The sequence below is a fragment of the Acetobacterium wieringae genome, assembly GCF_026646375.1.
Taxonomy (GTDB): Bacteria; Bacillota; Clostridia; order Eubacteriales; family Eubacteriaceae; genus Acetobacterium; species Acetobacterium wieringae_A.
The window spans coordinates 67065-79787 of sequence record NZ_JAIPPU010000018.1; the positions used below are offsets into that span (position 1 = coordinate 67065).

Consider the following 12723-nt stretch of genomic DNA (forward strand, 5'->3'; position numbering starts at 1 on the left):
TTTTTGACAGAAGTTTGTGTTAAAGTTAAACCAAGATGAAAAAGAAAGGCGGAAGCTTGCAAATGAGTATTTTAATCTGCGACGATGAAAAAGAAATCGTTGAAGCCCTGGAGCTCTATTTAAAAAACGAAGGCTATTCGATTTTAAAAGCCTATACGGGAAGAGAAGCCATCGCACTGGTGGAAAAAGAAGATATCCAATTAATTATCATGGATGTGATGATGCCAGAGATGGATGGGCTACGGGCTACGATGAAAATAAGAGAAACAAAAAATATCCCGATTATCTTTTTATCGGCCAAAACCGAGGATAACGACAAGATCATGGGGCTAACCATGGGTGGTGATGACTATATGACAAAACCCTTTAATCCGATGGAGGTTATCGCCCGGGTAAAGTCGCAATTACGACGCTACAATACCCTCGGGGGTTGTCCGGAAAAAGTGGGAACCTACCGCACTGGCGGTTTGGTACTGGAAGATGACTATAAGCGACTGACAGTGGATGGTGAAGAGGTGAAACTAACGCCGGTAGAATACAAGATCATGCATTTTTTGATGTCGGAAAAAGGCAAGGTCTTTTCCATCGATCAGATTTATGAGAATGCCTGGGAAGAACCCGCTTACAATTCGGACAACACGGTGGCGGTACATATTCGTCGAATCCGGGAAAAAATTGAAATTAATCCCAAAGAACCAAAATATTTAAAGGTGGTGTGGGGCATTGGCTACAAAATTGAAAACTATCTGGACTGATCAGAAATTTAAAATCACTTGTTCATTTTTGACGGTGGCCTTCATTACCATCAGTTTTGGCGCGCTGTTTGAAGCCTACTGGTTCAATTGGGATTATCTGGCCAATACCAATAATTATCTGGAGAGTGCAGAACTGCAAAATAAAGTTCTGACCGCCTATGATCATATCGATCAGGTTTATAATTTCTACCAGAGCGAAGAAAATATCCGGGCTGGAAATGCCATTGATGCCGTAGCGATGGAGGCTTATAAATGGGATATCTTAGCGGAGTTAGATATTTCTGAGCCGGACGAAATGGGCGTTACAACCGAAGCGGAGATGCTCACTGATCCCAGTTTCTGGGAACCATACGCCGATGAGCTCGAGGCCAAGAAAAAAATGCTGATTAACGAGGGGTTGTTTCAGTATGAGCGACTAAAAAAAGAGCTGGAGCAAACCCCGGGGTTATCCTATGTGATTAACAACAAAGGGATCACAAATAGTCAGCCCAAAGACACTAATCCGGATGATATACTTAAGCAACGGGTGAACTTTACCTATAACAAGGGCGCAATTTCATCGACGTTGCCAAAGATGGATCAATTCGAACCATTAGGCTACGCTGTTGAACCGGATTTTCAGGTCATCATTGGATTTGATGATGCCTATATCGCCCAGCGGGAAGTATTGTATCAGGCGGAACGACTAAAATTTTTGTGGCTGATGAGTATCTTTATTGTGTCTTTTATTCTGGCGTCCATTTGTGCGCTACTGGCATGCATAGCGGCCGGGCGAAAAAAAGATAGCGAGGGTGTCCAGCTGTTACCGATTGATGCGTTCTGGATTGATGCCCACTTTTTATTATTGCTGGTGGTGGAAACTCTGGTCGCCGCCGCAATTGTTTTTTTCTATGATCAAAATTTCCCGCGGTTGGTTATGCTGATGCTTTTTGCCGTAGGGGCAGCCTTGGGGTTGAATTTTCTACTGTCATTGGTGCGAATTTTAAAGGATGGCCATTTTGGGGAGCGCTTGTTATTTTTAAAACTGATTAGAACGGGATGGAGATTTATTAAAAACCAGTTCAAGAAACTGGCCAGCTATTACAATGATGTCATGAAGGGATCGCCAACAGTTAAACGGTTGATGTTCTGGGCAATTTTGCTGGTGGTTCTGGCTCTGTCAGTTCAGGTGCCAATTCTTGGTGTCTGCTCGTTTATCTGCATTTTATACCTGCTTTATTTGGGTGGGAAAAAAGCAAAGAAATACGATGGGATTCTGGAAGGGTTGGAACGCATAAAAAATGGCGAGGTCGACTATAAATTGATTGGATATGACGGTGCTTTAGGTGAACTGGCGGATGGGATTAATGCCATTGGCGATGGCATTTCATTGGCGGTGTCTGAAGAAGTAAAAAGCCAACGGCTAAAAACTGAGTTGCTGACCAACGTTTCCCACGATATCCGGACCCCACTGACCTCGATTATTACCTCCATCGATCTGTTAAAAAATGGAAACCTCGATTTGGAGGCAAAGCAGAAGTATTTGGAGATTCTGGAAAACAAGGCGCATCGACTGAAGGTGCTGACTGATGATTTGTTTGAAGCGGCCAAAGCGTCATCAGGCAACATTGAAGTGGAATTTCAGGCTGTTGATCTGGAAATGCTGATGACCCAAGGGTTGGGAGAGATGGAAGAAGAATTGCAAAATTCCCAGTTGGAGTTTATTACTCAATACCCGAAGGATCTTTTTGTGGTGGAGGCAGATGGCCGTCTGCTTTGGCGGGTAATTGAAAACTTGCTTTTTAATATTTTGAAATATGCTCAAAAAGAATCCCGGGTGTATATTGAGTTTTCAAAATGTGATGCCGACAAAACCGGAATAGTGGTCTTTAAAAATATCTCGGCACAACCGTTGAACATCTCCCCGGAGGAACTGATGGAACGATTTAAACGTGGGGATGAAACCAGAAACAGTGAAGGCAGTGGTTTGGGACTGGCCATTGCCAAAGACCTGATGACGATTCAGCAGGGGGAACTGAGACTGGAAATCGATGGTGATCTGTTTAAAGCTGCCATCGTTTTACCGATGGCAGAATAGATCCACTTACTAAACGTTAAAAGATAGTATCAATAATGGTACTATCTTTTTTTATTATAAAAATAAATGGGTAAGTAATAAATGAAAGCAAGATAGATGATAAAAAGGTGGAACATCTGCGCAAAATTGACTAAATATGACATAAGTTGACTAAAAATGATTGACAATGACTGAATATGGTGATATGATTCAGAAAAAGAGGTGATATGATGATTATCGAAGAACGACTGGCAAAAATCCTTCAAATGGTTGACGAAAAAAGAGTGGTAACAGTTTTGGAACTGTCGGAAGCACTGAAAATTTCAGAATCTACCATTCGCCGGGATTTGACAACCCTTGATAACAATCGAAAACTGAGAAAGGTCCATGGCGGAGCGACGGCGATAAACGGCAGTTTTGCTGCAGCTGATCATGATGTTCAGCTCAGAGAAGATCATCACCGTAATGAAAAACAGGCCATTGGCAAATACAGCGCCGGACTGATTGAAAAGCATGATTTTGTTTATATCGATGCTGGAACAACCACTGAAGCCATGGTGGATTTTATCACTGAAACCGGAGCTGTATACGTAACAAATGGTATGGTCATCGCCACAAAATTGGTCAAAAAGGGGTGTCGGACAATTATAGTGGGTGGTGAAATCAAACCGATCACCGATGCGGTGGTGGGAAGTGAAGCACTTAATAGCTTGAGCAAATATAATTTTTCAAAAGGTTTTTTTGGTACTAATGGCATCGAAGTAAAGGTTGGTTACAGTACCCCTGATCCAACTGAGGCTCAGGTAAAAAGAGCGGCTTTCGACCGCTGTAAGGTGGCCTATGTTCTGGCGGATCCCACTAAGTTTAATTTGACTGCGCCAGTGAGCTTTGGAAACCTGGAGCAGGCCGAAATTATCACGACCAGGCTAGGGAGCGAGAGCTATAAAAAATACACAAAGGTTTGGGAGGTGGATTGCACATGATTTTTACGGTAACTTTTAATCCGTCATTGGATTATGTTGTCGGATTGGACGCTTTTTGTGAGGGCGAGGTCAACCGCAGTAAATGGGAACAACTCTATCCGGGTGGGAAGGGGATTAATGTATCAATGGTGCTAAAAAACCTGGAGATCAGAAATATCGCGCTGGGCTTTATTGGTGGATTTACCGGCAAAGAAATTCAGCGAAGAATCAAAGATTTTGGATGTTATACAGATTTTGTAAAAATTAAATCAGGCAACTCCAGAATCAACGTTAAAATAAAAGCGAAAAAAGAAAGCGAAATCAATGGACAGGGGCCCAACATCAGCAAGAAAGAGCTCAGTGAGCTGTTTAAAAAGCTGGAAGCCATTGAAAAAGGGGATATCCTGGTTTTAGCCGGTAGTATTCCCGCCGCTTTGCCCGAGGATACCTACGAAAGCATCATGAAACGATTGGAAAACCGCGGCGTTAAAATTGTCGTAGATGCTACTGGTGAGCTGTTGCTTCGTGTGGTTAAATACGAGCCCTTTTTGATCAAACCCAATAACCATGAGTTGGGGGAAATGTTCGGTGTTGTCCTGAACGAACGGGAAGAGATTATTTTTTATGCTAAACGATTACAAAAAATGGGCGCCAGAAATGTGCTGGTATCGATGGCTGGAAAAGGTGCCATTCTTGCGGATGAAACCGGCAAGGTTCATGAAATGAAACCGCCCAAAGGGATCGTCAAAAACTCCGTTGGTGCAGGCGATTCCATGGTGGCAGGGTTTATTGCCGGATATCTCAAAAGTCAGGATCTTCAGGAAGCCTTCCGGATGGGAGTGGTAACGGGAAGTGCATCGGCATTTTCAGAAACCTTGGCGACCAAAGCTGAAGTCATGAGGTTGTTCGATAAAGTATCAAATATAAATTAAGGGGGAAGGAAAAATGCGGATTATTGATTTATTAAACGAAAAGGGCATTGAACTGGCCGGAAAACCAGCTAGTAAGGACGAAACCATCAAAAAATTAGTCCAATTAATGGCGAATACCGGAAAAATTACCGACCCGGAGGTTTTTAAAAAGGCAGTAATGGATCGGGAAGCAGAAGGATCTACCGGTATCGGCGAAGGGGTGGCGATTCCTCATGGGAAATCCCCAGCGGTGAAGGATGCCGGATTGTCCGCTATGGTTGTCCGGGATGGAACTGATTTCGAGGCATTGGATGGCGAACCAGCCTATCTCTTCTTTATGATTGCGGCTCCGGAGGCGGCAAATACCCTGCATCTGGAAGTTCTAAGTCGTCTGTCAACCATTTTGATGGATGAAGAATTCCGTAAACGTCTGATTGCAGCATCGGATGTGAAAACATTCTTAAAACTCATCGATGAAAAAGAACAGGAAAAGTATGGTGCGCCAGCTACGACAAAAACCCCGGAAATGACCAGAAACTATCAGCTTTTAGCTGTTACGGCTTGTCCCACGGGAATCGCCCATACGTATATGGCAGCAGAAAGTCTGGAAAATAAAGCCAAGCAGATGGGGGTTACGATTAAGGTGGAAACCAACGGTTCTGGCGGCGTCAAAAATCAGCTGACGACCGAGGAAATAAAAATGGCTGACTGTATTATTATTGCTGCTGACACCAATGTGGAGATGGGCCGTTTTAATGGCAAACCAGTGATTCAAACCAATGTTGCCCGGGGCATTCACAAACCCCAGGAGCTCATTGAAGAAGCTCTGGCAGGAAAGGTGCCAGTCTATTCTGGAGGCGTTCAGAATGTCGAAGATACTGGTGGGAGTGGAGAAAAAGAAAGTGTCGGCCGGAAAATTTATAAAGATCTGATGAATGGCGTTTCCCATATGCTACCCTTTGTTATCGGTGGCGGGATTCTGATTGCACTGGCTTTTTTGTTCGATGACTACAGCATTGATCCGGCCAGTTTTGGAAGCAATACTCCATTTGCAGCCTTCCTGATGCAGGTGGGAGGGACAGCCTTTGCGTTCATGTTGCCGGTTTTAGCGGGTTACATCGCCATGAGTATCGGTGATCGACCGGCTCTGGCTGTCGGTTTCGTCGGGGGGATGCTGGCGAACACTGGCGGTGCCGGTTTTCTGGGCGCTTTATTGGCAGGTTTTGCTGCCGGTTATCTGGTATTGGGACTCAAAAAAGTGTTCGCTAAACTGCCAGCCAGTCTCGAAGGAATTAAGCCGATATTGATTTATCCCTTCTTTGGTATTCTGTTTATTGGCGCATTGATGGTCTTTATCATCAACCCACCAGTGGCGGCCCTGAATGCGGCACTCAGTGCGGGACTGAACAGCATGGGTACATCCAGCAAAGTTATCTTGGGTGTTGTCCTTGGGGGGATGATGGCCGTTGATATGGGTGGGCCGGTTAACAAAGCGGCCTATACCTTTGGTTTGGCATCATTGGCTACGGGTCAGTTTGATATTATGGCTGCCGTTATGGTGGGCGGTATGGTTCCGCCACTGGGGATTGCTTTGGCCACCACTATTTTTAAAAATCGCTTTACTAAAAAAGAGCGGGAAGCGGGTCTGGCAAATTATGTCATGGGTCTATCCTTTATCACCGAGGGTGCAATACCTTTTGCATCAGAAGATCCGCTCCGGGTGATTCCTTCCTGTATTGTTGGGTCGGCTCTAGCTGGCGGATTATCAATGTTCTTTGGCTGTACGCTAATGGCGCCTCACGGGGGAATATTCGTCTTTCCGCTGGTGGGAAATCCGTTTGGTTACGTTATTGCCCTGGTGGCCGGATCGGTAGCCTGTATGTTGATGCTCCGAATTTTAAAGAAACCAAAAACCAGCGACAGTGACGAACTGGAAATTGTATAGACAACCCGAATTAAAACCTGCCGTTAAGGTGGGTTTTAATTTGTTCTTTTTATGTAATGATTGTAAACAAATAACAACAAAGTAAATTCTAAACGAACAATGACCGGGTTTCGTTGTGAACAGTGGTACAAATCGGTATAATTGGTAGTGAATATCTAAGATATTGAGACAATTTATAATACAAGGAAGTATCCGATGAAAACGACCAAAAGAATCAGGCTGTTTTTATGCCTAGTCTTGACGATCATTTTGAATGGTGCGTGCTTTCCAATCGGCATTCTGGCGGAAGACCAAACTGAGCAAGGCTCATTAACGCCAGTGATCGTCTTCTCTACCGATGTTGTTTATACTGGAACCCCCCAGGTTTTGGCCGCTGTTAATCCAGCACCCGATGGACCTGAGCTTGATTTTGAGCGAATTGAGATCACCTACAAAGGGATTTTGTCAAATGGCGAAGCATATCCATTATCAACGATTCCACCGTCAGCGGCAGGTAGTTATATGGTATTTGCAGCATATCGAGGCGACGAAAACTATCAAAAAATTGATAATAAAAAAGAAATTAAAATAAAGCCCATTGAGCTTAAAACGTCACAATTCTTCACTGAAAAGCCGATTGCCAAAATTTATGATGGAAATACCAGTGTGCCCGAAGTTGCGTTGAAGGGGTTAGGGAATAGTGGTATTGTTGATACGGATAAAAATGAGGTGGCATTTAATTATCGAACTGCCAATTTTTTATTTAGAGATGTTAAACCGGCAAATGCCAATCTGGTTATTTTAAAAGAAATCTCAATCACTGGCAACAAGGCCAAAAACTATATTATTGTTGATGAAAATCTGGGAACGAAGCCACTATCAAGCATTGATATATCTTTGGTGGCAGGTATTTTACCAAAACCGGTGGAGGTTTTCCTTGCCGGTCAGGATAAGGTTTATGATGGAACGCCAAACCTGCATGATTATAATCTTTCGGTCAGCAAAACGGATCTGATTCAAGGTGAGGAATTGGGTGCATTTGGATCTGATAATTTTTATCCCTATTACGGAGACGTGAATACTCAGCAAAAAGACGTGGGCAGTTATTATGTTTGGGCAACCGGCGGATTTTACTTATATGGAATAAACGGGACGAATCCCGACAACTACATCATTGCTAATCAGACAGTTATTTCAAAGAAAAAATACGCCATTACCCCAGCCTCAGTAACAGTGATTCCAAATTATGTTTCAAAAATTCAGGGCGAAGCAGATCCAGCGTTAGCGTATACGGTTTGGCAGGATGATTCAGGGGATGGCTTTGTTAAAGGCTTATATGGGAATGATGTGATGTATGGTTCCTTAGAACGTGAAGCCGGAGAAGCGGTTGGCACCTACGATGTTTTGCTGGGTAGCTTGAATAATGCGAATTATCGCATTCGTTTGGTTGATAATGCGGATAAATTTGAAATTATTAAGAAAGAAGATGCGGTTGCGGTCTATGGGGGCAATGATTATAGCAATGGAGGGAATAGTGCGGTAGAAAAAGAAGAAGAATCGCCGGTACCTTATATGGGTATTACGCTACTGTTACTTTTACTGCTTGCTGGAGCTATTTTCTTTGGCAAGAATCGGCTGACAAAAATGGATTAGTATAAAATAGAATGCAAAGAAAGAGATCTGTTTTCAAGGAGCAGGTCTTTTTTTAACGGTTTGTGTTCACATTACCAGATTGATAAGAGAATCTGACATAAAAAAAGAAACGTTTACAGTCGTTATATGGTAAAATAGATGATGAGCAAACAACGAACAAAACAAACGAACTTTGATAAGTTGGAAAGGAAAAGAAAATGAACAGTGAAAAATTAAGTAAACGGATCCCGCAAATCGGTTTGATCGCAGCATTGATTTTGATGTTGCTGCCAATGGGAATTTGGGCGGAGGTTGATGGAAAAATGGCGACATCAGTATCGATAGCCAGTTCACCCTCTTCGGTGACGTTTAACACGAATGCCGATGAGCTGGATAAGGCAGTGTACAAAGCGATGAACATCGTTGTTGTCGATGGAGATTCAAATAAAATTTCTTTTACTGCCGATGATATTAGTCTCGACTACAACCGTCAGGTTGGAACACAAAAAATAACGGTTACTTATAAGGGCAATGATCAGTATGAAACCAGCAGTGCATCGGGTACGATTGTTATCAATGATGTGCCCAAAAAAGATACCCGGTTAGTGCTCAAAGCTAATCCACCTGCAGTGGGATATTCCTCAGATACAGCAACCTTGGATAAGGCAGTATATGATGATCTGGTTATTCAAGTGGTTGATGGGGATTCCAATAAGGTAAACTTTTCACCCAGTGATATTACACTGACCTATAATCATGCCGTGGGAACACAAAATGTAGTCGTTGCCTATAAAGGAAACTCACAATACAATCCGAGCCAGGTTAACGCCACGGTTCAGATCACCGGAAAACAGGATAGTAAGGTATCCATTGCGGCGAAGCCTCCGACGGTAGCATATACCAGTGATTCGGCAAAACTAGATTTAGCTGTTTATCAGGCCTTGAGTATTGTGGTCGTTGACGCGGGGAATAATAAAATCAGTTTTACGCCAGCTGACATTGACCTGAGTTACAACCGGGCCCCGGGAAAACAGGATGTAACCGTAAAATATAAGGGTAATGATCAATTTTCGCCAAGCACTGCCACCGGAAATGTGGAAATTACAGGGAAGGTGGATCCCCCAGCACCAACCAAAGAAAAAACGACTATTAATTTGGCCAAACCGCCGATTGAAGTGGCTTATACCACTGATTCAGGAAAATTGGATGCGACTGTTTATCAAGCGTTGACCATTCAGGTCGTTGACAGCAAAGGCAAGGCGATTAGTTTTACAACCACTGACATCGAACTGAGCTATAACCGGGTACCAGGTGAGCAGCCGGTGACGGTAAAATATAAGGGGACGGATCAGTTTAACAGCAGCACGGCCACCCAAACCGTAACCATTACCAGTAAAGATGACAGTTCACTGATTGTTTCCCAAAATCCGCCCACTGTAGAATACAATGATAATCCCAAAAATTTGGATGATGCAGTGTATCAGGATCTTTGTGTTGCGGTAGTGGATGATAACAATAATAAAATTGAATTCAATCGGGATGATATTGAGCTTGATTATACCAGAGCAGTTGGTGAGCAGGAAGTGATTGTTAAATACAAGGGTAACAATTATTTCAAAAGTGCAGTGGCCACCGTTCGGGTAAACATTGTTCAACCGGATTCTCCCAATCCCTGGGTAATCGCCGGGGTTGCCGGAATAATTGGGGCCATTGTGGTTGTTCTGGTGATTATCGGTGTGGTCGTTTATCGAAAAAAACATAATGCTTCTTAATTAATTAGATAGAATGATCGGATAAAAGGATCTGCTTAATGCAGATTCTTTTTATTTGCAGAGGCGGCTGTAATAGTACGATGGTCAAAGGGTTAATTTATAGCGGCTTAACCTAAAAATCATTGACAACGGGGAAATAAAAAGATATAGTTAATTTGGAATAATAATAAATAAAATGTTTCTTTTGTTAGGTGAGGCTCCTATACAGATATGGCTGCTGCCCGGAAACATCGAAAGATGCCAATGGGTCAACAGGTACTATCGAATTAAGGTTTTACTTAATGCAGTTGGGCGATGCCCTATGCTGTATAGTGCCAAAACTCAACGAATGGAGGAATCATTATTTTTGCTGTGCGAAAATCTCCTCCGTCAAAGAGGAGTTTTTTTATTTTGTTAAATCAAAAGAACCGGAAGCAAAACTTCAAATGGTTTACTTTGGTGCAAATTCGAAAAAAGGAGTGAGATAGGATGGACGCAGACCCTGGAGAGAAGCGTATAAAACAGAATGAACAAAAACTGAGCGCCCAGAATATCTTAGTGATCATGGGCTGCTCTTAATAAAGGAGGAAAGCAATGATCAAAATCTACAAAACGATCGATGGTAAGATTCAAGAAATCGAGACTATCGAAAAGAACAGTTGGATTAACATGGTTAATCCTACTGAAGAAGAATTGCAGTTTATAACCAGAGAATTAGCGGTGGAACCCGATTTTTTGCGAGCCGCCCTGGATGAAGAAGAAATTTCCCGGGTGGAACTGGAAGACAATAACCAGGCACTTATTACCATTGATGTTCCGGTCATTGAAAAAGATACCAAGATGGTGCTTTACACCACCATACCAGTTGGGATCATTCAAACTACTGATAATATTATTACGGTTTGCTTAAGAGGGAATACCCTCATTGATGATTTTGCCAAAGGCCGGGTTAAGAATGTCCACACCAATTTGAAAACCCGTTTTATTTTTCAAATCCTCTACCGAGTGGCCAGCCGGTTTTTGATTTATCTGCGCCACATTAATCGGATGAGTACCGATATTGAGCGGCAACTCCATATATCGATGAAAAACAAAGAACTGATTCAACTTCTTGATCTGGAAAAGAGTCTGGTGTTTTTCTCGACATCCCTGAAAGCCAAACAGGGGGTTTTGGAAAAACTCGAGCGGGGTCGGATTATTAAGCTCTATGAAGAGGACAAAGACTTATTGGAAGATGTTCTGATTGAGGTCCAACAGGCCATAGAGATGTCCAATATTTATGCGAATATTCTCAGTGGAACCATGGATGCCTTTGCATCGATTATTTCAAACAATTTAAATATTGTGATGAAGATATTAACCTCATTAACAATCTTAATGGCAATACCAACGATGATCGCCAGTTTTTTCGGAATGAACGTTGAAGGGTTGCCGATACCCAATTTCTGGAGTGTGGTATTGATTTCGGTTGCCTGTACTGGAGTGGCCGCCTTTGTACTGTTCAAGAAAAAGATGTTTAGTTAGAGCGGGCTAAAAATTATCATTGACAAAGAAATTAGACCGGGTATATAATGAATTTAATAAATGAATAGTCTGTTTCAGGGCGAGGTGTAAGTCCTCACCGGTGGTGATGCGTAAAAGCGCTAAGTCCACGAGCCGAAAGGCCGATCTGGTTGGAATCCAGAACCGACGGTATAGTCCGGATGAAAGAAATGGCGTACAATTTTGCGCGCAGAGCCCTTGAAAAGAAATTTTCAAGGGCTTTTTAAGTTGACTGGACAGACAATTGAAGGAGGATTTTTATGAAAATCAAGACAAAACAATTGACCCAGATGGCAGTACTGGCAGCAATGTCCATACTATTGGTTTACCTGATTCATTTTCCGATTTTTCCGGCGGCGCCATTTCTGGAGTATGACCCAGCCGATATTCCTATTTTTATCGGTGCATTTATGTTTGGTCCGTTGGGTGGTCTAATTCTAACTGCTGTTGTTTGTGTTTTGCAGGGGGTAACCGTTAGTTCCGCCAGCGGGATTATTGGAATTCTAATGCATTTTTTTGCAACTGGATCCTTTGTATTGGTAGCTGGAAATATTTACAAAAGAAACAGAACCAGAAAAGGTGCAGTTATTGGTTTGGCATTGGGTACGGTCACGATGACAATAACCATGGCATTATGGAACATTGCCATCACACCAATATTTTTGGGAATTCCGATTGAAGCCGTTTTGCCAATGATTATCCCAATCATTATTCCGTTTAATCTGATCAAAGCAGGAATAAATTCAGTCATTACCTTTGTTGTTTACAAATCCGTCAGTAAGGTACTAGGATTGGAGCTGCAAGAACCAAAGGTTGCAGAAAGCAAATAGTTTAAGTGTCATGAGGATAGAGAACCTGGAATCAATTGATTTCAGGTTCTTTTTTTAAAAAAGAATTTGCAGATTAAAAGAATGAAGAATGATGAACCAGATATAGAGGTAACATAATAAAAAGAAAAAACTTTCAAAAACCAGTTGACAGAATGGCAAATAGAGCGTATACTAATGAAGTTGTCTCGAGCAGAGGCGGCGGACACACAGCTGAAACGTTGAAATGAACAAAAAAGAATTTCAAAAAACAGCTTGACAATCATAAGAAACGACGATATAATAGAAAAGCTTCGCAGGTCGGAAACGATCGCAGAGCAACGGTCATAGAAAAGAGAATAGTACCATAAAACCTGTAAAACA

Annotated in this window: 9 protein-coding genes and 2 riboswitches; all 9 genes read left to right on the forward strand. The window is 42.5% G+C overall.

Annotation, left to right across the window (positions count from 1 at the left end):
• Window positions 1-62 precede the first annotated feature (62 nt).
• The gene (locus tag Q7P33_RS15230; RefSeq protein ID WP_303871608.1) at window positions 63-755 is read left to right on the forward strand and encodes a response regulator transcription factor; all 693 of its coding nucleotides are present in this window, start codon (window positions 63-65) and stop codon (window positions 753-755) included.
• Entirely contained in the window at window positions 724-2832 is a 2109-nt protein-coding gene (locus Q7P33_RS15235) for a sensor histidine kinase KdpD (protein ID WP_303871598.1), read from the forward strand. The genes Q7P33_RS15230 and Q7P33_RS15235 overlap by 32 nt, the downstream gene beginning before the upstream one ends.
• Window positions 2833-3038: 206 nt before the next feature.
• On the forward strand, window positions 3039-3794 hold the full coding sequence (locus tag Q7P33_RS15240) for a DeoR/GlpR family DNA-binding transcription regulator (protein ID WP_369693321.1): 756 nt from the start codon (window positions 3039-3041) through the stop codon (window positions 3792-3794).
• Window positions 3791-4705 carry a 1-phosphofructokinase gene (gene pfkB / locus Q7P33_RS15245; RefSeq protein ID WP_303871599.1) on the forward strand — a complete coding sequence of 305 codons (915 nt, stop codon included), beginning with the start codon at window positions 3791-3793 and terminating at the stop codon, window positions 4703-4705. Before Q7P33_RS15240 ends, pfkB begins: the two co-directional genes overlap by 4 nt.
• Window positions 4706-4718: 13 nt before the next feature.
• A complete protein-coding gene (locus Q7P33_RS15250) occupies window positions 4719-6629 on the forward strand; it encodes a PTS fructose transporter subunit IIABC (protein ID WP_303871600.1) in 1911 nt (636 codons plus the stop codon).
• A 195-nt stretch (window positions 6630-6824) separates the two neighbouring features.
• Window positions 6825-8261: a YDG domain-containing protein gene (locus tag Q7P33_RS15255; protein WP_303871601.1), complete on the forward strand. Its 1437-nt coding sequence runs from the start codon at window positions 6825-6827 to the stop codon at window positions 8259-8261.
• A gap of 197 nt (window positions 8262-8458) precedes the next feature.
• A complete protein-coding gene (locus Q7P33_RS15260; RefSeq protein WP_303871602.1) occupies window positions 8459-10012 on the forward strand; it encodes a hypothetical protein in 1554 nt (517 codons plus the stop codon).
• 176 nt (window positions 10013-10188) lie between these two features.
• A riboswitch (M-box (ykoK) riboswitch) is annotated at window positions 10189-10352 on the forward strand.
• 233 nt (window positions 10353-10585) lie between these two features.
• A complete protein-coding gene (locus Q7P33_RS15265) occupies window positions 10586-11515 on the forward strand; it encodes a magnesium transporter CorA family protein (protein ID WP_303871603.1) in 930 nt (309 codons plus the stop codon).
• A 66-nt stretch (window positions 11516-11581) separates the two neighbouring features.
• A riboswitch (FMN riboswitch) is annotated at window positions 11582-11710 on the forward strand.
• Window positions 11711-11793: 83 nt separating this feature from the next.
• Complete coding sequence (locus Q7P33_RS15270; RefSeq protein WP_303871604.1) at window positions 11794-12363, forward strand: ECF transporter S component; 570 nt, start codon at window positions 11794-11796, stop codon at window positions 12361-12363.
• The last annotated feature ends 360 nt before the right edge of the window (window positions 12364-12723 follow it).